The organism is Ralstonia sp. TCR112, assembly GCF_007997035.1.
GTDB lineage: Bacteria > Pseudomonadota > Gammaproteobacteria > Burkholderiales > Burkholderiaceae > Ralstonia > Ralstonia edaphi.
Genome location: NZ_VOSS01000010.1, coordinates 17,369 through 38,428 on the forward strand (window position 1 = coordinate 17,369; position 21,060 = coordinate 38,428).

The window sequence follows — 21,060 nt, forward strand, 5'->3', positions numbered from 1 at the left end:
CGCGAGGGATTCGTCGCGGCATCACTCTGTGTGTGTGTTGAGTGAATGGGTTCAGTCTATGGAGCCCTTCCGGTTACGACTGTTAGGGGGTGTAAGCCTTTGTAATGTAAGGCACGCCCCTCTTGAAACGTCGACAAAGCCAATGCGGGCAAGGGTTTGCGGACGTAAGACACAGTGTGGATCACACCATGTCTTAAACGTCTTGTCACAGAATCAGAGATTCGGCGCGAGGGCGCGCTCCACAAAGGCGCGGTCTTCGCCGCTGCGGGCGATCATGTCATCGACCTGATCCTGCCCGATCTTGCCCAGCGTGAAGTACGTGCTTTCCGGGTGCGACAGGTAGAAGCCCGAGACCGACGCGGCCGGCGTCATCGCCAGCGCCTCGGTCAGGCCCATGCCGATCTCCTGCGCGTCGAGCACGCGGAACATGTCGCGCTTGACGGTGTGCTCCGGGCAGGCCGGATAGCCGGGCGCGGGGCGAATGCCTTTGTACTCTTCGCGGATGAGCGCATCGTTGTCGAGCGTCTCGTCCGCGGCATAGCCCCACAGGTCGCGCCGCACGCGGGCGTGCAGGCATTCGGCAAAGGCTTCGGCAAAGCGGTCGGCCAGCGCCTTGAGCATGATCGCGCTGTAGTCGTCGTTGTCGGCTTCGAACTGCTTCTCGCGCTTTTCCACCCCGATGCCGCCCGTGACGGCAAACAGGCCGATGTAGTCGGCAATGCCGGTGCTCTTGGGTGCGATGAAATCGGCCAGGCAGCGGTTCGGACGCATCACGCCGTCGATGATCGGGCGCTCGCTCTGCTGGCGGATGTTGCGCCAGGTAAGCGCGACTTCCGAGCGCGATTCGTCGGTGTAGATCTCGATGTCGTCGTCGTTGACGGTATTGGCCGGCAGCAGCGCGATCACGCCGTTGGCCGTGAGCCAGCGCCCGGCGATCAGGCGCGCGAGCATGCTCTTGCCGTCGGAGAACACCTTACGGGCCGATTCGCCGACGATCTCGTCGTTGAGGATGTCGGGGAATTTTCCGGCCAGGTCCCACGTCTGGAAGAACGGGCCCCAGTCGATGTACTGCGCCAGTTCGTTCAAGTCGTAGTTGCGGAACACGCGGCGGCCGATGAACTTCGGCTTGGGCGGCGTGTAGTTGCTCCAGTCGATCTTCGTCTTGTTGGCGCGCGCGGCGGCCAGCGACACCATCGGCGTGGCCTTCTTGTTGGCGTGCTGCGTGCGGATGCGATCGTAGTCGGCGTGCAGTTCTTCGACGTAGCGTGCGGCGCCTTCGTCGGACAGCAGGCTCGATGCCACGCTCACCGAGCGGGAAGCGTCCGGCACGTAGACCACCGGCCCTTCGTAATTCGGGGCGATCTTCACGGCGGTATGCACGCGGCTCGTCGTCGCGCCACCGATCAGCAGCGGGATCTTCTTCACGCGGAAGTATTCGTCGCGCTGCATTTCCGACGCCACGTAGGCCATCTCTTCGAGCGACGGCGTAATCAGGCCCGACAGGCCGATGATGTCCGCGCCTTCCACCTTCGCCTTGGCCAGGATGTCGTTGCACGGGACCATCACGCCCATGTTCACGACTTCGAAGTTGTTGCACTGGAGCACGACGGTGACGATGTTCTTGCCGATGTCGTGCACATCGCCCTTGACCGTGGCGATGACGATCTTGCCGCGCGAGCGCACGTCGCCGCCTGCCGCTGCAATCTGGCGCTTTTCTTCTTCGATGAACGGAATCAGGTGCGCCACCGCCTGCTTCATCACGCGGGCGGATTTCACCACCTGCGGCAGGAACATCTTGCCGGCGCCGAAGAGGTCGCCCACGATGTTCATGCCGTCCATCAGCGGGCCTTCGATGACCTGGATCGGACGGCCGCCGGCGGCAAAGATCTTCTGGCGGACTTCTTCAGTGTCTTCGACCACGTAGTCGGTGATGCCGTGCACGAGCGCGTGGGCCAGCCGCTTTTCCACCGGCTCCTGGCGCCAGGCGAGGTTTTCTTCGCGCTTTGTGCCGCCGCCCTTGTAGCGGTCTGCGATTTCCAGCAGGCGGTCGGTCGCATCCGGGCGGCGGTTGAGCACCACGTCTTCCACGCGCTCGCGCAGCTCGGGGTCGAGGTTCTCGTACACGCCGAGCTGGCCGGCGTTGACGATGCCCATGTCCATGCCCGCCTGAATCGCGTAGTACAGGAACACGGTGTGGATCGCCTCGCGCACCACGTCGTTGCCGCGGAACGAGAACGACACGTTCGACACGCCACCGCTCACTTTCGCGTACGGCAGGTTCTGCTTGATCCAGCGCGTGGCTTCGATGAAGTCCACCGCATAGTTGTTGTGTTCTTCGATCCCGGTGGCCACCGCAAAGATGTTCGGGTCGAAGATGATGTCTTCCGGCGCGAAGCCGACCTTGTTGACCAGGAAGTCGTAGCTGCGCTTGCAGATCTCGGTCTTGCGGGCAAACGTGTCGGCCTGGCCTTGCTCGTCAAACGCCATCACCACGGCGGCCGCGCCATAGCGCTTGATGAGCTTGGCGTGGTGCGCGAACTGTTCTTCGCCCTCCTTGAGCGAGATCGAGTTGACGATCGCCTTGCCCTGCACGCACTTCAGACCCGCCTCGATCACGTCCCACTTGGACGAGTCGATCATGATCGGCACGCGCGCGATGTCCGGCTCCGAGGCGATCAGATTCAGGAAGCGCACCATCGCCGCCTTCGAATCGAGCATCGCCTCGTCCATGTTGATGTCGATGACCTGCGCGCCGTTTTCGACCTGCTGGCGTGCCACGGCCAGGGCCTCGTCGAACTGGCTGTTCAGGATCATGCGCGCAAACGCCTTGGACCCGGTGACGTTGGTGCGCTCGCCGACGTTGACGAACAGCGTGCTCTCGCCGATGTTGAACGGCTCGAGGCCGGAAAGGCGCATGGGGTGGTCGGTCATGATGGTGCGGGGTTCGGTCAGGCGGCGGCGTATTCGCCGAGCTTCAGCAGGTTGCCGTGCGGGTCGATCACGTAGAGCTCTTTCATGCGCCACGGACGCACCGCCGGCGGCGCGAGCTCCAGCCCGCGCGCGGTGAATTCTTCAAGCAGGGCCTGCGTGCTCGGCACACGCAGGTAGCACGAGGTGTGCTCGGCAATGCGGCGGTCGTCGCACAGCCAGAAATGGATCTCGGCGCCATCGCGGCTGACGATCAGGTAGTCGTCGGCGATCAGCTCCTGCGTGAAGCCGAGCCGCTCCGTGTAGAAGCGGGCCGACTCCTGCAGGTCCAGCGAGGCCAGCACTGGGATCGTGCTGTCGATGCGCGCCTTCATGTCAGGCGGCTTCGAGATACTGGCCGGGCCATGCGCGCGGCTTGCGGTTGGCCACGCGCTCGGCAATCGCCTTGATGTGCTCCGGCGTGGTGCCGCAGCAACCGCCTACAAGGTTCACCAGGCCGGCCGAGGCAAATTCGTCGACCAGGCTGGACGTGACGTCAGGCGTTTCATCGAAGCCCGTGTCGCTCATCGGGTTGGGCAGGCCGGCGTTGGGGTAGCACGAGACGGCCGTGTCGCAGATCTTCGCCAGCTCGGCGATGTACGGACGCATCAGCGCCGCACCCAGCGCACAGTTCAGGCCGAAGGTGATCGGCTTGGCGTGGCGCAGGCTGTTCCAGAACGCCTCGACGGTCTGGCCCGAGAGAATGCGGCCCGAGGCGTCGGTCACCGTGCCGGAGATCATCACGGGCACGCGCTCGCCGGTGTCTTCAAAGAGCTGATCGATGGCGAACAGTGCCGCCTTGGCGTTGAGCGTGTCGAAGATGGTCTCGACCAGGAACACGTCCGCGCCGCCTTCGAGCAGCGCCTTGCCCTGCTCGTAATACGCATCGCGCAATTGGTCGAAGCTGACGTTGCGGGCGCCCGGGTCGTTCACGTCGGGCGAAATGCTGGCGGTCTTGGGCGTCGGCCCGAAGGCGCCTGCCACGAAGCGCGGCTTGTCGGGCGTGCTGTATTTGTCGCAGGCCTCGCGTGCCAGACGGGCGGCCACGACGTTCATCTCGTACGCCAGATCCGCCATCTTGTAGTCCTCCTGCGCGATGGTCGTCGCGCCGAAGGTGTTGGTTTCGATCAGGTCCGCGCCGGCGGCCAAGTATTGCTCGTGGATTTCACGGATGACGTCGGGGCGCGTGAGCAGCAGCAACTCGTTGTTGCCCTTCACGTCGATCGGGTGGTCGGCAAAACGCTCGCCGCGGTATTGCGCCTCGGTCAGCTTGTAGCGCTGGATCATGGTGCCCATCGCGCCGTCCAGAATCAGGATGCGGTCGCGCAGCAGCGCGGGCAGGTTGGCGGCACGGGTGTAGGGCAGGGGCGCGGTCATGAGGAGGGACTCCGAGGTGCAGCGGCCGGTCAACTATTCAAAATTTGCGGCCAAAGGAGAATTTTACCAGTCGCATCAATGACTTGCCGCCGTTGTGGGCAATCGCGCTCCTATAATCCACATCACGTCATTTGCCCGTCCGATGCCCGCCATGCAATTGCTTGATCCCGCAGACGCTCACGCCTTCCTGGAACGCACACCCGCCGCGCTGTTTGTCGACTGCCGCAGCGAAATGGAACACCTGTTCGTGGGACATCCGGCCGGCGCCCACCATGTCTCGTGGAACGACGGCCGCATTGGGAAGTGAACCCCGAATTCGTGCCGACCGTGCGCAAACTGAGCGGCCATGGCGTCGAGCGCCCCGTTGTGTTGATTTGCCGCAGCGGCAATCGCTCGGCGGCTGCCGCGCATGCGCTGGAAGAGGCGGGTTTCCGGGATGTCTACGTGGTCCGCCACGGCTTTGAGGGCGATCTGGACAGCACGCGCCATCGCAACACCCTCAACGGCTGGCGCCATGCCGGCCTGCCGTGGGAGCAGTGCTAGAACGAAGCTATTACCGCGATAGCGGGTCGGCACATGAAAAACGCCCGGCAGCGCCATGCTCCGGGCGTTTTGGTTGGTTCGCGTGGCGGGCCGTTGCGCCCGCGGAGTACATCAGTGCATCGTGACTGGTTGCGTCATCACCGTGTCGAATTTGCCGAGAAAATCGTCGACTTCTTCAACGGTCGGCTCGCTGGCGATCAGCTTTTTCACGTCCTCGCGGAAATGCTCGGCCAGCTCGCCCCCGAGGAAGATCTCACGTTTGAGGTTCTTGTCCACGATCTCGTAGCCGCCCGCTGCCAGAATGGCGTGTTGGCCGTCTACACCGAACTCAACAACACAGTAGTTGTCGCTGTTGTAGATCATCTGCATGGTGCACCTCCGAGGCGTCAATCGTCTTGCTGTTGTGGGGACTGCTCTACTGCTGCACCGGGTAGATGGGGCCCGCCATCACGACTTCAAGGGCCGATCAGCTCCCGCCTCATGACCGTTTCATCTACCCCTTCGGCTTCATGATCGGTCACAAAGTTCGCGAACGCGAGGCGAAATGTGTGACGTGCGTTGTGATCGCGTAACAAGACCTTTCCTGCCCTGCACCGAAAGAAGCAAGCGCCCTTCCGCCGTTCGGCCGGTAGACGAGGGGCCGTGTGCGGGGCGCCTGCAACTATCGGCAAGGCAAGCAGGCCTCATGGCGTGTCACATTGACTCCCGCATCCTGCGTGCCCGAGGAACTCATCCAGATCGGCGAGAAACGCATCCTCCTGTTCGATAGGGGCCAGGTGCGCCGCATGCGGGATCACTTTCAAACGTGCGTCGGGAATGTGCGAGGCGATTTCGCGTGCTGCTTCCACGGGCGCGCCGGTGTCTTGGTCGCCGGTCATGACGAGCGTGGGGCACGCGATGCGCGCCAGTGAGCTGCGTGTGTCGAGCGCCTTGATGGCCAGGCACGCCCCGACATAGCCGTGGGGCGGCGTGGCGCGCAGCAAGTTGCGGATGCGTTCAACGACGTCGGGATGGGCCTCACGAAACGGTGTGGTCAACCAGCGCTGCATCGTGGGTTCGACAATGCCGCTCATCCCGTGTGCTTCCACCTGGCCGATGCGTTCGTCCCACATGGCGTGCGCCGACACGGGCGTGTAGGACACGGTGTCGCACAGGGTGAGCGACCGCAGCCGCTGCGGATGCCGCACCCCCAGAATCTGCCCGACCATGCCGCCCATCGACAGGCCAACGAAATGCGCCTGTTCAATCGACAGCGCATCGAGCAGGCCGGCCACATCGTCTGCCATCTGGAACAGCGTGTAAGGGCCATGCGGGGCACTGGTCTTGCCGTGGCCGCGTGCGTCGTAGCGGAGCACTCGGTAGCGGCTGGCCAGCTTCTGCGCGCTGCTGTCCCACAGTTCGTGGTCGACACCTAAGGCATGGGCGAGCACGATCCATGGCCCGTCTGCGCCATCGGTGCGGTAGTGGATGTCGATGTCATTGGCGTGCACCGTGCCGGAATTGGCGAGGGCGTTGGCGTCCATGTCAGCCTCCTTCCTGGGACTGGTAGACCAGATCGAACTGCATGCCGTTGGGCTCGGTCTGGCGCAGGCGTACCGGCAGCCAGCCGCGATCGGGGGACAGCCAGATCTCCACGCGGCGCTTGTCGTCTGCACGGCGTGGCAGCCGTATGAAGTGCTGCGCACGAATCGTGCCGTTCGGCGTGTCGACGCTCTCCTCGCCGATGTGCTGGACGCGGGCGACTTCCACGCTGTCGGTATCGGCGATCGGGAATTCCAGCGTGAGGCCGGGGCTGGCAATGCGCTCCGGGGCACCGCGCGCCAGCCCGGTCAATTGGAGGAAGACGCTGAAGCGGTCTTGCGTGCCCTCGGGCAAGGGCAGCACGGCCGGCGTGCGTGTGAATGTGACGGTGGATGCGCTCTGGGGGCCGGACGCCGGTGGGGTGCCGGCCGCGTAGTGGAACGTGGTGACGTCGGGTTGTCGGCGGCCGCGCACTTCTTCGTACCGCATGGGCGTCAGGCCATACGCACCCACGATGCCGGCGCTGCGAAACGCGAGCGTGCCGAAGAACAGCGGCAAGGGAATTTCCACGGCCAGCGTGTAAGTTTTGCCATCGGTGGCCCAACGGATCACACCGTCCTCGTTGCGCACGCCGTTGACGTAGGTGGCGTACCGCAGCGTGGCGGAGGGCGGCAGTGAGAAGGCATCCCCCGGCGGAGCGGGCGGCCCGCTCGGGCCTTCGCCACTGATATCCGTGATCACGCCGGTATCGCCAGAGGCTTGGGCGCCGGCGCTCGTGAACTCGGATGGGTCCATGCTTGCCACGTCGGGCGCGAGCGGGGTGGGAGCCGGCGCTGGGGCGGGTGCGACCTGGGGGTGCGGACGACTCGGAGCAGGCTGGGGCTTGGGCGCGGCCGGAGGCGGTGGCGGCTGCACCGGCTCCGGTTGCAGCAACAGGGCGGGGATGATCTGCTCCGGCGTGGGCGGCCACGTCACCTGGCGGCTGCGCGCGATCCACACGACGGCAACGACATGCAGCACAAGCACGGCCAACAGCACGACCCCGAGACGGCCAAGCCGATGGAAGCGGCGCCTGCGCGATGGCACGTCGTCGGTACTCAGTTCGTCAGGATTGCGGGGCGTTGGGGGCAACGTATCCAAGGTCGGCGGAAAGCTGTTGTGCGGCCAGCCGCAAGCGCGCTCCAGCGGGCTGCTCCAGGTGGTGTCGAAGGTGCTTTGTGCGCCCAGCGCGATCAGCGCAAGGCACAGTTGGCCGTTGGCGTCGAATACGGGCAGCGACATCGCGTTGATGCCCGGAAGTACGCCGCCGTGGATGCGCGAGGCGCCGTGCAAACGCACATCGGCGCAGATGGCGTCGTAGGCTTCGAGCGTTTGCGGCAGCTCCGGGTTCTCGGTGTCGCCGGACTCGCCCTTGGCCGCAATGCGATCGAGTTCGCGCTGGACGAACGAGCGCGTCTGCGCGCGCGGCAAGTACGCGCCGAACACCCGGCCGGTGGCCGAGTTCAGCATCGGCATCACATCCCCCAGGCGCAGGCTGACCGTCACAGGGTGGCTCGCTTCTTCCCAATGGACGATGGCCGGGCCCTGGTTGCCCCAGACAGCCAGGCCGATGGTGTGATCGATCTCGTCGCGCAGGGCGGCGGCAGCGGGCCGGGCGCGGCGCATCGGATCTTGCCGGTTCAGGCTCACCAAGCCCATTTCCAGCGCGAACGGGCCGAGGTCGTAACGGCCCTCAGGCGTTTGCGTGACGAGCCCCAGCCGCGCAAAGCTCACCAGATAACGGTGCGCCTTGGCGGGGTTCATGGGCGCGGCACGCGCGAGGTCGCGCAGCATCATCGGCCCAGTGGTGTGCGTGAGCACTTCCAGGAGCCGGAAGCCGACTTCGATGGACTGGATGCCCGAGCGCGCGGGCGCATCCAGCTCGCCATCGGCATCGGGCTCCAGGTCGAGATCGGTGTCGGCGGGCAGCGGTGACATGGTGACGGGTCAGGGATCGGTTCGGGCCAGTTTAGCCGATGCTCGGTGTACCATCCGCGCAGCCTTTCTCCATACAACGCACATGAAACTCGCCACCCTCAAGGATGGCTCGCGCGACGGCCAACTCGCCGTGGTCTCGCGCGACCTGAAGACCGCTCACTTCGCCACGCACATCGCCGGCACGCTGCAGCGCGCGCTCGACGACTGGGCCTTCCATGCGCCGCAACTGCAGGATCTGTACGACCAGCTGAACGCGGGCCGAGCACGCCATCCGTTTGCGTTCGACGCTGCCAATTGCATGGCGCCGCTGCCACGCGCGTACCAATGGGCCGACGGCTCGGCCTATGTGAACCACGTTGAATTGGTGCGCAAGGCGCGCGGCGCCGAGATGCCCCCCGAGTTCTGGACCGACCCGCTGATGTACCAGGGCGGCTCGGATGACCTGGCCGGCGCGCATGACCCCATCGTCTGCCGCAGCGAAGCGTTCGGCATCGATTTCGAAGCCGAGGTGGCCGTCATCACCGGAGACGTGCCGATGGGCACCGAGCCGGCCGCCGCCGCCGAGGGCATCCGCCTGATCATGCTGGCCAACGATGTGTCGCTGCGCAATCTGATCCCGGCTGAGTTGAGCAAGGGTTTCGGCTTCTTCCAGAGCAAGCCGGCAACGGCGTTTTCACCCGTGGCCGTCACGCCCGATGAATTGGGCGAGGCCTGGCGCGAACGCAAGGTGCATCTGCCGATGACGGTGCGCTGGAACAACAAGAAGGTTGGCCAGCCCGAGTGCGGCACCGACATGGTGTTCGACTTCGGCCAGCTGATCGCGCATATCTGCAAGACGCGCAACGTGCGCGCGGGCAGCATCGTCGGCTCCGGCACGATTTCGAACGTGGACCGCAGCAAGGGGTACGCGTGCATTGCCGAGAAACGCATGCTGGAAACCATCGAATCCGGCGCGCCCGTTACCGAATACATGCGCTATGGCGACACCGTGAAGATCGAGATGTTCGACGCCAACGGCGTGTCGATTTTCGGGGCGATCGACCAGGAAGTTGTTGCGCCGGGCACGCAGGCGTAAGACTTTTCCTTATGCGGATTCGGGTGCCGTCCGCGGACGGCGCCCCCGCTTTGGCGCAGCGGCACCGGCCGTCAGCGCCTGCCCGTGATACCCCAGGCGCAGCGATAGCGTCCGCCCGGCCTCGCGCAGCAGCCGCGACGCGGGCCCCTCCAGGCTCGAATCGAACACGCTGGACAAGCCCAGCGCCGTGATGGCCCCGGCCAGCTTGCCTTGTGAATCGAGCACCGGCACGGCCACCGAATCGATGCCGTGCACCAATGTCCCGCCGATTCGCGCGACGCCTTCCTGCCGCACCGCCTGCCAGCGCGCGCGGCAGTTCAGCCAGTCGGTCAGGCCCGCCTTGCCGGCGCCGGGCCCGCGCAATTCACGGTCGATGAGCGAGACGATCTGGATTTCGGGCACCCACGCGGCGCACGCCTGGCCCGTGGCCGAATTCAGCAGCGGCATGACCGAGCCCACCCGCACATTGACCGCCACCGGCCGGCCGCTGTCTTCCCAGCGCACGATGACGGGGCCGCGCGCGGTCCAGATCGACAGAAACACGCTTTCGTTCAGCCGTTCGGCCAGCTTGGGCAGCAGGTTGCTGCCCTCGCGCACGAAATCCACGTCGGACAGCGCCGACAGCCCCACCTGCAACGCCTGCGCGCCCAGCCGGTAACGGGCGGAGGCCGGGTCCTGCTCGACAAAACCCATGCGTTCCAGCGACACCAGATAGCGATGCACCTTCGCGCGCGGCATGCCCAGCTGCCGACCGAGTTCGGAGACGGCATGGGCGCCACCGGCATGCGCCATCGCCGAAAGCACGCTCAGCGCGATCTCGGCGGACTGGATGCCGGCGCTGGTGCGTTCCGGCGTGGCGTCTTCTGTGGGCAGGTCTTCGGGTGAGGTATCCGGCGGCAGCGGGTCGTCGATGGGCATCTTGAAGTCTCGGATGTCGCTTTATAAGATACGCGTTACGTAAAAAGATACAACCGGCGCGGCGGCCTGCGCGCTGGAAAAGACCTCGAAACCGGGAGACGCCATGAAGCTGTCGATCTTTTCCGTGCAGGACCATTACCCCGACCGGCCCCGCAGTCTGCCGCAACTCTACGCAGACGTCATCGCCCAGGCGCGCCACGCCGAAGCGCTCGGCTACGACACCTTCTGGGTGGCCGAGCATCACTTTCACGAGTACGGCGCCGTTCCCAACCCCGCAGTCTTTCTGTCGCATCTGGCCGCGCAGACGCAACGCCTGCGACTGGGCACGGCCATCTCGATCCTGACCTTCCATCATCCGGCCACGGTAGCCGAGAACTACGCGATGGTCGATGCGCTTTCGGGCGGGCGGTTGTCGCTGGGCGTGGGCTCGGGCTACCTCAAGCACGAGTTCGAAGGCTACGACGTCGACCCCGCCGTCAAGCGCGAGCGCTTTGACGAAGCGCTGATGCTTGTCGAGCGCCTGCTTTCCGGCGAGCGCGTGCATCACGCGGGCCAGTTCCACACGCTGCGCGACGTGCGCCTCAACGTTCTGCCGGTGCAGGCCCGCGTGCCGATCCATGTGGCGATCCTGCGGCGAGAGGCGGCGTATCACATTGGCCGGCAGGGGCGGCGCATGCTGTTCGTGCCGTATGCCTCGGTCGAGAGTTTTGAGGACATCCGCACGTTGATGGACGAATACCGCCGTGGCCTGGCGGAAGCAGGCATTGCCGACACGCGCGGCATGGCGGCCGTCGCGCTGCACACGCATGTGGGCCCGACCGAAGCCGCCGTGCGTGCAACGGCCGCCGACGCATTCGACCTGTACGTCGCCACGCGGCTCTACGCGCGTCGCCAGACGTACGACGATGTGCTCGCCAGCGGCCTGTCGTTGTTCGGCACGCCCGACGCGGTGGCTGAAAAGCTCGCGCAGCTGTCCGACATGGGCGTCGACCATGTGATGGCGCTGCACAACTTCGGGCTGATGCCGCAATCGGCCGTGCTCGAATCGATGCGCGCGTTGGTGGAGGATGCGCTGCCGCGCGCCGGCATCACGGCGCTCGCTGCCTGAACCTGTCCAGCCTGGGAGACTCCGCATCGCCAAACCGTCGCAAAACCGCTACGCTCACTGCCAAACCACGGGAGGAGACCCCAATGCAGCGACCGAAGCGGCGACACGCAGGCGTACTGGCTGGTTTGGCTTTGTTGTCTTCCGCCGCGCTGGCGGATATTCGCATCGGGGTCACGGTGTCGGCCACCGGGCCGCAGGCGTCGCTGGGGCAGCCCGAGAAGAACGCCACCACGCTGTGGCCGCGCGAGATCGGCGGTGAAAAAGTCGACGTGATCGTGCTCGACGATGCATCGGACACCACGCGCGCGGTCACCAACACGCGCAAGCTGATGAGCGAGTCGAACGTTGACGTGATCGTCGGCTCGTCCACGACGCCGAATACGCTGGCGATGATCGACGCGGCGGCCGAAGGCAAGACGCCGGTGATCTCGCTGGCCTCGTCTGCCCGCTTGATCGAGCCGATGGACGCCAAGCGGCGCTGGATCTTCAAGACGCCGCATTCGGACTCGCACATGGCCTCGCTGATTGCCGAGCACGCTGCCGCGCACGGCGTGAAGACCATCGCCTACATCGGTTTTGCCAACGCGCTAGGCGAGGCCTTCCTTGCGGAGGTGCAGCGCTTTGCCGATCTCAAGCACATCCGCATCACTGATACGGAGCGTTTTTCGCCCACCGACAACAGCGTGACCGCGCAGGTGCTGCATCTGCTGGCGAACAAGCCCGACGCGGTGGTGATTGGCGGCTCCGGAACGCCCGCCGCACTGCCAGCCCGCGCGCTGGCCGAGCGTGGTTACACCGGCAAGATCTACTTCAACCACGGCGTATCCAACAACGATTTCGTCAAGCTGTGCGGCAAGGACTGCGAAGGCGCCTACGTGCCGACCGGCCCCGTGATGGTTGCGGCCGAATTGTCAGACGCCAATCCGACCAAGAAGCAGGCGCGGGATTTTGCGCATCGCTACGAGGCCGCCTTTGGCAAGGGCAGCGTCTCGATCTTCGCCGCCTACACGGGCGACATCGGCTTGCTGTTACAGCGCGCGGTGCCGGTGGCGCTCAAGCGCGCCAAGCCGGGCACGCCGGCTTTTCGCGAGGCGCTGCGCGACGCACTGGAGCAGGTGCGCGATCTGCCGACCAGCACCGGCGTGGTCAACATGAGCCCGCAAGACCACGTCGGCCTGGACCAGCGTGCCCGCGTGATGGCGCAGATCCGCCGCGGCCAATGGCACCTGGCCGATACCGCGAAGTGACAGTGACGGTGACGATGGCGCACATCCCGCGTTGCACGCGCAGTCTCATCCGCTATGCTTGATCCATTACCTCGGACGCCATGACCTCGCTCGCTCCCCGCTTTGCCCGCTACCAGGCGCTGACGCTCGTCCAGCACGGCCCGATCCTCGAAATCGTGATGGGTGCGGCGCAGTCCGCCAACCGCAAGCTGTCCACCGCCGATGCCGGCCTGCACCGCGAGCTGGCGGAAATCTGGCGCGATGTGTCCGCCGAGCCGTCGGTGCGCGTCGCGCTGATCCGCGGTGAGGGCAAGGGCTTCTCGGCCGGCGGCGATCTGCACCTCGTCGAGCAGATGGCCGACGACTTCGAGGTGCGCACGCGGGTCTGGCACGAGGCGCGCGACCTCGTCTACAACGTCATCAACTGCGACAAGCCGATTGTCAGCGCCATGCACGGCCCGGCCGTGGGGGCAGGGCTGGTCGCCGGATTGCTGGCCGATATTTCGATCGCCGCGAAGGATGCACGCATCGTCGACGGCCACACGCGCCTGGGCGTGGCGGCGGGCGACCATGCCGCGATTGTCTGGCCGCTGTTGTGCGGCATGGCCAAGGCCAAGTATTACCTGCTGCTGTGCGAATCCATGACCGGCGAGGAGGCCGAGCGCATCGGGCTGGTTTCGCTGGCCGTGCCCGAATCGGAACTCGTCAACCGCGCATTCGAAGTCGCCGAGCGCTTGGCGGCCGGTTCGCAGACGGCCATCCGCTGGACAAAGTACGCGCTGAACAACTGGCTGCGCATGGCCGGCCCAAGTTTCGATACGTCGCTGGCGCTTGAATTCATGGGTTTTGCGGGCCCCGACGTGCGCGAGGGCATTGCGAGCCTGCGCCAGAAACGTCCGCCCACGTTCGACGGCGCGTGATTGAAGATGAAGACTCGCAAGCGCGCCCGACCCTCGACCGATTTGTAGGAGACACCATGTTCACCCAGATGCCCAATTTCGCCGAAGGCGGTTTTGAATTCTTGCGCAAGTTGTGGGGGGGCGGCTTTGCCGGGATGGCCGGTGGCGGCATGCCCAACATGGCGAGCTTTGCCGCGCCGCCGATGGATCTTGAGGAAATCGACAAGCGCATCCACGACCTGCGCGCCGTGGAGAGCTGGCTGCAACTGAACGCCAGCCTGCTGCGCACGGCAATCCAGGGCCTGGAGGTGCAGCGCGCCACGCTGGTGGCCTTGCAGACGTTCGGCTCCGCACTGTCGCCCGAGGCCATGAAGTCTGCGTTCGACGGGCTGACGCCGGACGCGTCCTCGTCGGCATCGTCTTCCGACGAGGCATCCAAACCTGCTTGGCCGCACACCGCCGCCACGGCCAAGCCGGCCGAAGACGAACCGCCTGAAGACGCAGACGAGGCGGAAGAAGACACCGACGACGATCAGGCTGAAGCCCGCGCCGAGAATGCCCAGGCTCAAGCCCAGGCCGCTGCGCAGGCACAAGCAGCCGCCCGCGCCGCCGCGGCCGCGCTTGACCCTTCACCGTGGTGGAACATGCTGCAGCAGCAGTTCAACCAGATCGCCAGCTCCGCGGCGGCGGCCATGCCGATGCCGCAAAACCTGATGCCGGGCTTCCCGGGCGGCTTCCCCGGGTTTGGCGGCGCCCCGGGCGCGGAAGGCCTGGATGCCGCGCCGGAAGATATCGAAGGCACGCCGGCGCCGGCCAAGCCCAAACGCGCTGCCGCCAAGTCGGCGCAGAAGCCGGCCGCCAAGACCCCTGCAGGCAAGACGGCGAAGCCCGCCACCAAAAAGGCCGCTGCCAAGAAAACGCCCGCGAAATCTGCATCGCATAAGCCCAACAACGACGCGCCCTGATCGATGTCGACAGACTGCACTGCACTCTTGATGATGGGCGGCGGCGCGCGTGCCGCCTATCAGGTCGGCGTGCTGCGCGGCATCGCAGGATTGGCGCGCGAGTATGCGCCGGATGTGGCGCGCACGCCGTTCGACGTCATTTGCGGGACATCGGCGGGCGCGATCAACAGTCTGGGCCTCGCACGCGGCGCGCAGGATTTCACGCTCGCTACCGAGGCGCTGACCCAGCTCTGGGGCAGCCTGCATGCCGATCGCGTCTATCGCACGGACGTCGGCCGCGTCGGCTCCAGCGGCGCGCGCTGGCTGACCGCACTGGCGTTCGGCTGGATGACCGGCCGCACGCCGCGCGCGCTGTTCGACAACACACCGCTGCGCGAGCTGCTTGAATCGCAACACGACGGTCAGCAGGTGCAGGCTGCATTCGACGCCGGAGCGCTGCGCGCGCTGGCCATCACCGCGCTGTCTTACACCACGGGGCGTCACGTCACGTTCTATCAATCGCCGCACGTGGTGCTGCCGTGGCGGCGGTCGCAGCGGATTGCGGTGTCGGATCAGATCGGCGTATCGCACATGCTGGCGTCGTCGAGCATCCCGTTCGTCTTCCCGGCCGAGCCGGTGCCGCTCGAAGGGAACGACGAATGGTTCGGCGACGGCACGATGCGGCAGATGTCGCCGTTGAGCCCCGCCATTCATCTGGGCGCGAATCGCATTCTGGTGGTGGGTGCCGCGTCCCGCTCGCAGCCGGGCTGGTACGACACGGTACCGGCGTCGGGTTATCCGTCGCTGGCGCAGATTGCCGGGCAGGCGCTGGCGAGCATCTTTCTCGACGGGCTTTCGGCCGATATCGAGCGGCTGCAACACGTCAACGCCATGGTGGCCCGCAACCCCGAGATTGCCGACGCACGCGACGGCTGGCGCAAGATCGAGGTGCTGGTCATGGCGCCGTCCGAGCGCATCGAACTGATTGCTTCCCGCCACGTGCAGCGCCTGCCGGGCACGGTGCGCGCACTGCTCAAGCCGCTGGGCGGCACTGAGGCGCGGGGGGCGGCATTCGCCAGCTATCTGCTCTTTGAGCCGGAGTTCACGCAGGAATTGATCGACCTGGGCGAGCGCGATGTGCAGGCGCGCCGCGATGAGTTGGCGGCGTTCCTGTACGGCGCGATTCCGGATACGATGCGCGCAGCCTGATCAGCGCGACGAGCGTGTCGACGGTTCAGCCAGCAACGCGTCGATGCGCTTGATGAGCGCCGGGTCGCTCGGCTCGACGCTGCTCGGGAACACGGCCGCCACGCGGCCGGTGCGGTCCAGCAGGTATTTGTGGAAATTCCACTTGGGCGGCTGGCCCGTCTGCGTCGCCAGCCACGCATACAGCGGCGACGCGCTCGCCCCCACCACAGCCGTCTTCGAGAACATCGGAAACTTCACGCCGTACGTGTTGTAGCAAAAGTCGGCGATCTGCTTGCTGTTGCCGGGTTCTTGCTGGAAGTCGTTGGACGGAAACCCCAGCACCGTCAGCCCCTTGTCACGGTACTTTGCGTACAGCGCTTCGAGCCCTTCGTACTGATGCGTATAGCCGCAATAGCTGGCGGTGTTGACGACCAGCAGGACGCGGCCGGCATATTGGCAAAGGTCTTGTGGCGCGTCGTCCTGCAGGCGCTTGACGCGAAAATTCAGGCTGGCGGGGCAGGCACCTGCAGCGGCCGGCGCTTGTGCTGCAGGGGTGACGCCGGCCGTCGCAGCGTGCCCAGTGCGCGGCAGCAGCAACGCGATGACCGCAATGGCAATCGCAATGGCGATCATGAGCAGATGGTGCCGACGCAGGACGCCCGACGTGTGCAGTTGCAGGCGCGGACGACGTGCGGACGCGGTGGCAGAAAACAACATGGCGATCCTCCAAAAGCGGACGCTCAGCCGGCGAGCGGGAGTTTGTCTTCAGTCTAGGGTATAACGCGCCGGGGTCGCCCCATGTGGGATGTGCGGTATGCGTGGCGCGCCATCCGCCGCACGGATCGCTGCACTTTCTATACTGAAGAACTCGCCGGGCGATGACCCGGTCCGACACAAAAGACGGTGGCCGCGTGCTGCCGATCACATCGCGGTGTACCGCGAGACAACGCGCGACTGCGTCGTGCGTCAGGGGGTCGCCAAGCCACCTTGCAACTGTGGCATCGGCAGGCCTGTTGTCACGAGGAAACGGGCAGACACAGAACTTTGCTCGGGCAACCACGAAAAACAGGGCCCGGTCAAGCATGTCTGCTAGAATCCGCCTGCAAATTCAAAGGCTTACCATGCTCTATCCCGAATTGTTCAAGTCGTTGGAAGCGGTCCGCTGGAATATGGAAAAGGATATTCCGTGGGACACGTTCGATGCGTCGCTGCTGACCGACGCGCAAGCGCAGACCATCAAGATGAATGCCATCACCGAGTGGTCAGCCCTGCCGGCCACCGAGATGTTCCTGCGTGACAATCGTCACGACTCCGATTTTTCGGCGTTCATGAGCGTGTGGTTCTTTGAAGAGCAGAAGCACTCGCTGGTGCTGATGGAGTATCTGCGCCGCTTCCGTCCGGACCTCGTGCCGACCGAAGAAGAGCTGCACAACGTGCGCTTCGAATTCGATCCGGCTCCGCCGCTGGAAACGCTGATGTTGCACTTCTGCGGCGAAATCCGCCTGAACCATTGGTACCGCCGTGCCTCCGAATGGCACACCGAGCCGGTCATCAAGGCGATCTACAAGCATCTGTCGCAGGACGAAGCCCGCCACGGCGGCGCCTACCTGCGTTACATGAAGAAGTACCTCGGCCAGTTTGGCGACAGCGCGCGCAGCGCATTCGCCAAGATCGGCGTGCTGATGGCCTCGGCGCGTCGCACCGAAAAGCCGCTTCACCCGACCAACCTGCACGTCAACAAGGCGCTGTTCCCACAAGACACGGTGCAGTCGCGCCTGCCGAACCCGGATTGGCTGGAGCACTGGCTGGACGAGCAGATCAAGTTCGACGCCGGCTGGGAAAAGAAGGTCATCGAGCGCATCCTGCACAACATGGGCCTGCTGTTCGAGCGCACCTTTGAAACCGTGCAAGACCTGAACCGCTACCGCAAGGAACTGAACGCACGTCTGCTCGGCTCGGCCGAACAAGCTGCCTGATCCTTGCCACTGGCAGCCAGCGGCCCATCGATTCGATGGGCGTTTTGTTTTCCACTCCGATTCCGCTTTTGCCATGACCGCTCGCCAGCCCGCACCCGCCTTTGAACAGAAGATCTGCGACGCCGCCGACGTGGAAGCCCGCGTGCGCGCCTTGCCGCGCCCCTTGGTCTTCACCAACGGCGTGTTCGACATCCTGCATCGCGGTCACGCCACGTATCTGGCGCAGGCGCGTGCGCTTGGCGCGTCGCTCGTGGTGGGCGTGAACACCGACGCCTCGGTGCGGATGCTCGGCAAGGGCGACGACCGCCCGCTGAACACACAGGACGATCGCCTTGCCGTGCTGGCCGCCCTCGAAGCGGTGAGTCTGGTGGTGTTGTTTGCCGAGCGCACGCCGGTCGAACTCATCAAGCGCGTGCGCCCTGACATCTACGTGAAAGGCGGCGACTACGACATCGATGCGTTGGAAGAAACGCGTGTGGTGCGCAGCTGGGGCGGCACGGCGCTGGCGATTCCGTTCGAGCACGATCGCTCGACGACGGCGCTGCTCAAGCGCGTGCGCGCGACGTCTTGAGCGTTTAGCGCGATGCCGTGACCGCCGCGCAAGCGTGCAGGTCTTCGGCGCCCAGGTTTTTCTTGAGTGCGGCCAGCTGGGCTGCGACGCCCGAAGCCGCATCGGCGGTGGTCGTCACGCGCAGCGTGGTCTGCGCGCCAAGTCGGCGTGTTTGCGTGACCACCGCGGTGCGCACGTCCTTGGCGCGCAGTTCGTCCAGACGCTGCTGCGCGCGCTCCTTGTCGCGGAACAGGCCCAGCGACACCACAAACGTATTGCCTTCCTGCACGATGGCTGAATCCGCCACGTTGCGGCGCTTGAGTTCGGCCACCTTGCGATCGGCGTCGTCGCGCGTGTCGCGGGCCGGCATGTGGACCCACCAGCGGTTGTCTTCCTGCCGCGTGATGCGCTCAACCTGCACGCCGGGCAGCTGCTTGATCTGATCGAGGCCGCGCGTGGCCTGTGCTTCGGTCAGGCCGCCGAGTTCGGTGCAGCTGCCGCCGCTGTCAGCGGTGGTGGCGGTGGACAGAGCCGTGCGTTCGATGTTGGCCTGTGGGCCCGACGCGGCAGGCGTGGAAGCGGCTGACGACGAGCCCGGCGCCGATTTGGGTACGCCGCCGGCTGGGGCAGAAGCGGGTGCCGGCTCGAGAATGCGGATCTCTTCGGTACGGATCTGGCGGCGCATGCGGTCAGGCTCGCGCTCGCTTTCGAACCACGCCTTGGACACTTCGGGCCCGAACACGCCGGTATTGGCCGCGAGCAGAACGCCGTTGACGAGCAGCAGGAGCAGCAGGGCGAGGCGAAGCGTCATGGTGCGAACGGACGTGGATTCGGACGGTGGTTCGGAATGCAGGAACACAGCAGCAACGGTAAGACGTCAGACGAAGACAGCGCGGCCAAGTGAGACTACGCCAGCGTCGCGGCACCTTCCCGGCTCGCGCGCGCCAGCACCTGCAGGCCAAGCAGCACGAGATTATCGTGCATCTGGAACGGCATGCGCAGATGCGGCCCCAGCGCAGCGCGCGCCCCGCCGCTCAGCACGCAGCGTGCCGGCCCGGGATGCTGCTTTTGCAGTGCCATCCACGTCTGCGCAATCGCGCCCGCCTGCGCGATGACGCAGCCCAGCGCGATGGCGTCTTGCGTGTTGTCGGCCCAGGGTGGTGCCACGACGTCGCCCGCACTCAGGTAGCTGACATCGACTTCGGGCAACTGCGCCGTGTTGCGGGACAGCGCGCGCATCATCAATGTGAGGCCGGGCAGGATCAGGCCACCGGCAAACAGGCCATCCGGCGTGACGATGTCGAGCGTGGTGGCGGTGCCAGCCGTCACGAGCAGAAGGGCGGTGTCGGGCCACAGATGGCGGGCGCCGACCGCGCCGACCCATCGGTCAGTGCCGAGCTGCGACGGGTCGCGATACCCATTGCGCAGGCCAGCGGTGGCGTCTTCCGATGCCGCAATGCGCACGCGCGCGCCGTCGAACACGCGGGCGATGCGCGCGGTGAGTGCATCGCGCAGTGCCGGACCGGCCACCGCGCTGATCCACACCTCGGGCGGCGCAACGCCGGCGGCGTGGCAATCGCGCCAGTCTTCCACCAGTTCGGCCAATCGATCGTGCGCGCGGGCGCCGGCATGCTGCCAGGGCGTGCCGCCGGGCTCCTCCGGCAGGGCGAGTTCGGCATCGGCACCACCGGCAATCCACGCCCATTTGATGCGCGTATTGCCCGCGTCGATCAGCAACAGCGGACGGGCAGAGGCGGCGTGCGCGGCAGAGGCCTTCAGGCGTGTCATGGCTGCTCCGCGTCTGCGCTGCGCAAGGAAACCTCGCCGCTGTGGACCCACTGGACCCGTCCACCGGATTCGATCGCCAGGCGGCCTTGCGCGTCGATGCCATGCGCCACGCCTTCGAGCACCACGGTGCCGTCCTGCCACAGGCGCACGCGTTCGCCGGCAAAGGCATCGCGGGCGGCAAACGGCGCCACGAACGGCGCCAGGCCCTGTGCGCCGAAGCGTTGCAGGTATTCACCGAGCGACGTGAGCAGCGCCGAGAACACGGCGTTCGGTTCCGGCGCATCCACCAGTTCTTCCACGCCCGACAGGCCGCGGCCGAGCGTGGTCTCCAACACGCGTGGCCGTTCCAGGTTCAGGCCGATGCCGATGACGGCCCAGGTCTGGCCCGGTTCCTTGCGCACGGTCTCGACCAGGATGCCGGCCAGCTTGCGCCCGGCGATCTGCACGTCGTTGGGCCATTTGAGGCCGAGCGCTTGTCCGCTGCCGCCCCGCGCTTCCGCGTACCCGGCCACGGCGTCGGCCACGGCCACACCCACGGCCAGGCTCAGGCCGCCGAGCTGCGCGGGCTCGCCCGCAAACGCGCAGGCGACGGAGAAGGTCAGACCGTGGTCGCCGCCCCATGGGCGCCCCTGGCGGCCGCGTCCTGCCGTCTGGCGCTGCGCGGCAAGCACGCGGGCGCCGAGCAGCGGCGCGGTGCCGGCCTGGCCGCGAATCGCCGTGTTGGCGGGCCAGGGGGCCTCGCGTACCGCGGCCATCAGATCTGCGCTGGTGGAGCCGGTGGTTTCAACCACATCGATAGGCCAGCCGGCAGCCGGGCCGCGGGGCTGGATACGCTCGCGCGCAAGGCGCCACCGCGCGGAGGGTTCGGCAAGAGACATAAAAAAACGGGCGATCAGGTTCGCACTAAGAATGCGCGCATTGTACGAGCGGCGCGTCAAACGCGGGTCTGGCGCTTGCTTCAAGCGACGCAGAGGCCTCACAGTGTGGCAGCCAGTGTGACAGC

At 65.9% G+C, this 21,060-nt stretch carries 19 protein-coding genes and 2 pseudogenes; 9 read left to right on the plus strand and 12 right to left on the minus strand.

Translation table 11 applies throughout. The features are described from left to right. Nucleotides 1–213: 213 nt before the first annotated feature. From metH to FUT88_RS04365, 3 genes are read right to left on the minus strand one after another with little or no spacing between them, the layout of a single operon-like run. A complete protein-coding gene (gene metH / locus FUT88_RS04355; RefSeq protein WP_147214022.1) occupies nucleotides 214–2,952 on the minus strand; it encodes a methionine synthase in 2,739 nt (912 codons plus the stop codon). Next, nucleotides 2,949–3,302 (minus strand): bleomycin resistance protein, encoded by a 354-nt coding sequence (locus FUT88_RS04360; protein ID WP_147213977.1) that lies wholly within the window; start codon nucleotides 3,300–3,302, stop codon nucleotides 2,949–2,951. The genes metH and FUT88_RS04360 overlap by 4 nt, the downstream gene beginning before the upstream one ends. Before the next feature lies 1 nt (nucleotide 3,303). Then, the gene (locus FUT88_RS04365; protein ID WP_147213978.1) at nucleotides 3,304–4,344 is read right to left on the minus strand and encodes a homocysteine S-methyltransferase family protein; all 1,041 of its coding nucleotides are present in this window, start codon (nucleotides 4,342–4,344) and stop codon (nucleotides 3,304–3,306) included. A gap of 151 nt (nucleotides 4,345–4,495) precedes the next feature. Between FUT88_RS04365 and FUT88_RS04370 the strand changes: the two are divergent. Then, nucleotides 4,496–4,887: pseudogene (locus tag FUT88_RS04370) on the plus strand (rhodanese-like domain-containing protein). A 111-nt stretch (nucleotides 4,888–4,998) separates the two neighbouring features. Here the strand turns inward: FUT88_RS04370 and FUT88_RS04375 are convergent. From FUT88_RS04375 to FUT88_RS04390, 4 genes and pseudogenes are all read right to left on the minus strand, one after another. Continuing rightward, the gene (locus tag FUT88_RS04375; protein ID WP_147213979.1) at nucleotides 4,999–5,256 is read right to left on the minus strand and encodes a DUF3567 domain-containing protein; all 258 of its coding nucleotides are present in this window, start codon (nucleotides 5,254–5,256) and stop codon (nucleotides 4,999–5,001) included. A gap of 314 nt (nucleotides 5,257–5,570) precedes the next feature. Beyond that, nucleotides 5,571–6,410, minus strand: coding sequence for a 3-oxoadipate enol-lactonase (gene pcaD / locus FUT88_RS04380; RefSeq protein ID WP_147213980.1), 840 nt, complete (start codon nucleotides 6,408–6,410; stop codon nucleotides 5,571–5,573). Nucleotide 6,411: 1 nt separating this feature from the next. Beyond that, on the minus strand, nucleotides 6,412–7,548 hold the full coding sequence (locus FUT88_RS04385; protein ID WP_147213981.1) for a DUF3108 domain-containing protein: 1,137 nt from the start codon (nucleotides 7,546–7,548) through the stop codon (nucleotides 6,412–6,414). Further along, a pseudogene (locus FUT88_RS04390) lies at nucleotides 7,514–8,385 on the minus strand (IclR family transcriptional regulator). The gene FUT88_RS04385 and the pseudogene FUT88_RS04390 overlap by 35 nt, the downstream one beginning before the upstream one ends. 82 nt (nucleotides 8,386–8,467) lie before the next feature. Between FUT88_RS04390 and FUT88_RS04395 the strand changes: the two are divergent. After that, entirely contained in the window at nucleotides 8,468–9,460 is a 993-nt protein-coding gene (locus tag FUT88_RS04395) for a fumarylacetoacetate hydrolase family protein (protein ID WP_102064381.1), read from the plus strand. Nucleotides 9,461–9,469: 9 nt separating this feature from the next. Here the strand turns inward: FUT88_RS04395 and FUT88_RS04400 are convergent, their stop codons facing one another. Then, nucleotides 9,470–10,378, minus strand: a complete 909-nt coding sequence (locus tag FUT88_RS04400; protein ID WP_147213982.1) for an IclR family transcriptional regulator — start codon at nucleotides 10,376–10,378, stop codon at nucleotides 9,470–9,472. Nucleotides 10,379–10,481: 103 nt separating this feature from the next. Here FUT88_RS04400 and FUT88_RS04405 point away from each other — a divergent pair, with 103 nt between their 5' ends. From FUT88_RS04405 to FUT88_RS04425, 5 genes are all read left to right on the plus strand, one after another. Beyond that, nucleotides 10,482–11,486: an LLM class flavin-dependent oxidoreductase gene (locus FUT88_RS04405; protein WP_147213983.1), complete on the plus strand. Its 1,005-nt coding sequence runs from the start codon at nucleotides 10,482–10,484 to the stop codon at nucleotides 11,484–11,486. Between the two features lie 83 nt (nucleotides 11,487–11,569). Further along, nucleotides 11,570–12,733, plus strand: coding sequence for an ABC transporter substrate-binding protein (locus FUT88_RS04410; protein ID WP_147213984.1), 1,164 nt, complete (start codon nucleotides 11,570–11,572; stop codon nucleotides 12,731–12,733). Between the two features lie 80 nt (nucleotides 12,734–12,813). Continuing rightward, nucleotides 12,814–13,632: an enoyl-CoA hydratase/isomerase family protein gene (locus FUT88_RS04415; protein ID WP_147213985.1), complete on the plus strand. Its 819-nt coding sequence runs from the start codon at nucleotides 12,814–12,816 to the stop codon at nucleotides 13,630–13,632. 56 nt (nucleotides 13,633–13,688) lie between these two features. Continuing rightward, entirely contained in the window at nucleotides 13,689–14,576 is an 888-nt protein-coding gene (locus FUT88_RS04420; protein ID WP_147213986.1) for a PhaM family polyhydroxyalkanoate granule multifunctional regulatory protein, read from the plus strand. A 3-nt stretch (nucleotides 14,577–14,579) separates the two neighbouring features. Next, the gene (locus FUT88_RS04425) at nucleotides 14,580–15,764 is read left to right on the plus strand and encodes a patatin-like phospholipase family protein (RefSeq protein ID WP_186829235.1); all 1,185 of its coding nucleotides are present in this window, start codon (nucleotides 14,580–14,582) and stop codon (nucleotides 15,762–15,764) included. Here FUT88_RS04425 and FUT88_RS04430 read toward each other — a convergent pair whose 3' ends face one another. Then, nucleotides 15,765–16,460, minus strand: coding sequence for a glutathione peroxidase (locus FUT88_RS04430; protein WP_147213987.1), 696 nt, complete (start codon nucleotides 16,458–16,460; stop codon nucleotides 15,765–15,767). It abuts the gene before it with no gap. 404 nt (nucleotides 16,461–16,864) lie between these two features. On the opposite strand from FUT88_RS04430, the gene FUT88_RS04435 reads away from it, so the two are divergent. Together FUT88_RS04435 and rfaE2 are read left to right on the plus strand one after the other, a co-directional pair. Continuing rightward, nucleotides 16,865–17,719, plus strand: coding sequence for a ferritin (locus tag FUT88_RS04435; RefSeq protein ID WP_004633768.1), 855 nt, complete (start codon nucleotides 16,865–16,867; stop codon nucleotides 17,717–17,719). Between the two features lie 73 nt (nucleotides 17,720–17,792). Then, the gene (rfaE2, locus tag FUT88_RS04440) at nucleotides 17,793–18,290 is read left to right on the plus strand and encodes a D-glycero-beta-D-manno-heptose 1-phosphate adenylyltransferase (RefSeq protein ID WP_027678400.1); all 498 of its coding nucleotides are present in this window, start codon (nucleotides 17,793–17,795) and stop codon (nucleotides 18,288–18,290) included. Nucleotides 18,291–18,294: 4 nt separating this feature from the next. Here the strand turns inward: rfaE2 and FUT88_RS04445 are convergent, their stop codons facing one another. From FUT88_RS04445 to FUT88_RS04455, 3 genes are all read right to left on the minus strand, one after another. Then, on the minus strand, nucleotides 18,295–19,080 hold the full coding sequence (locus FUT88_RS04445; RefSeq protein WP_147213989.1) for an SPOR domain-containing protein: 786 nt from the start codon (nucleotides 19,078–19,080) through the stop codon (nucleotides 18,295–18,297). 95 nt (nucleotides 19,081–19,175) lie between these two features. Further along, entirely contained in the window at nucleotides 19,176–20,057 is an 882-nt protein-coding gene (locus tag FUT88_RS04450) for a type III pantothenate kinase (protein ID WP_147213990.1), read from the minus strand. Further along, nucleotides 20,054–20,935: a biotin--[acetyl-CoA-carboxylase] ligase gene (locus FUT88_RS04455; protein ID WP_147213991.1), complete on the minus strand. Its 882-nt coding sequence runs from the start codon at nucleotides 20,933–20,935 to the stop codon at nucleotides 20,054–20,056. The genes FUT88_RS04450 and FUT88_RS04455 overlap by 4 nt, the downstream gene beginning before the upstream one ends. Nucleotides 20,936–21,060: the final 125 nt, after the last annotated feature.

What these genes read in the sequence shown, in the direction of transcription:
- FUT88_RS04420 (WP_147213986.1), top strand. Translation starts at nt 13,689, where the DNA reads ATGTTCACCCAGATGCCCAATTTCGCCGAAGGCGGTTTTGAATTCTTG.
- FUT88_RS04425 (WP_186829235.1), top strand. Translation starts at nt 14,580, where the DNA reads ATGTCGACAGACTGCACTGCACTCTTGATGATGGGCGGCGGCGCGCGT.
- FUT88_RS04410 (WP_147213984.1), top strand. Translation starts at nt 11,570, where the DNA reads ATGCAGCGACCGAAGCGGCGACACGCAGGCGTACTGGCTGGTTTGGCT.
- FUT88_RS04375 (WP_147213979.1), bottom strand. Translation starts at nt 5,256, where the DNA reads ATGCAGATGATCTACAACAGCGACAACTACTGTGTTGTTGAGTTCGGT.
- FUT88_RS04430 (WP_147213987.1), bottom strand. Translation starts at nt 16,460, where the DNA reads ATGTTGTTTTCTGCCACCGCGTCCGCACGTCGTCCGCGCCTGCAACTG.
- rfaE2 (WP_027678400.1), top strand. Translation starts at nt 17,793, where the DNA reads ATGACCGCTCGCCAGCCCGCACCCGCCTTTGAACAGAAGATCTGCGAC.
- FUT88_RS04445 (WP_147213989.1), bottom strand. Translation starts at nt 19,080, where the DNA reads ATGACGCTTCGCCTCGCCCTGCTGCTCCTGCTGCTCGTCAACGGCGTT.
- FUT88_RS04360 (WP_147213977.1), bottom strand. Translation starts at nt 3,302, where the DNA reads ATGAAGGCGCGCATCGACAGCACGATCCCAGTGCTGGCCTCGCTGGAC.
- FUT88_RS04405 (WP_147213983.1), top strand. Translation starts at nt 10,482, where the DNA reads ATGAAGCTGTCGATCTTTTCCGTGCAGGACCATTACCCCGACCGGCCC.
- FUT88_RS04395 (WP_102064381.1), top strand. Translation starts at nt 8,468, where the DNA reads ATGAAACTCGCCACCCTCAAGGATGGCTCGCGCGACGGCCAACTCGCC.
- FUT88_RS04450 (WP_147213990.1), bottom strand. Translation starts at nt 20,057, where the DNA reads ATGACACGCCTGAAGGCCTCTGCCGCGCACGCCGCCTCTGCCCGTCCG.
- FUT88_RS04400 (WP_147213982.1), bottom strand. Translation starts at nt 10,378, where the DNA reads ATGCCCATCGACGACCCGCTGCCGCCGGATACCTCACCCGAAGACCTG.
- FUT88_RS04365 (WP_147213978.1), bottom strand. Translation starts at nt 4,344, where the DNA reads ATGACCGCGCCCCTGCCCTACACCCGTGCCGCCAACCTGCCCGCGCTG.
- pcaD (WP_147213980.1), bottom strand. Translation starts at nt 6,410, where the DNA reads ATGGACGCCAACGCCCTCGCCAATTCCGGCACGGTGCACGCCAATGAC.
- FUT88_RS04455 (WP_147213991.1), bottom strand. Translation starts at nt 20,935, where the DNA reads ATGTCTCTTGCCGAACCCTCCGCGCGGTGGCGCCTTGCGCGCGAGCGT.
- FUT88_RS04415 (WP_147213985.1), top strand. Translation starts at nt 12,814, where the DNA reads ATGACCTCGCTCGCTCCCCGCTTTGCCCGCTACCAGGCGCTGACGCTC.
- FUT88_RS04435 (WP_004633768.1), top strand. Translation starts at nt 16,865, where the DNA reads ATGCTCTATCCCGAATTGTTCAAGTCGTTGGAAGCGGTCCGCTGGAAT.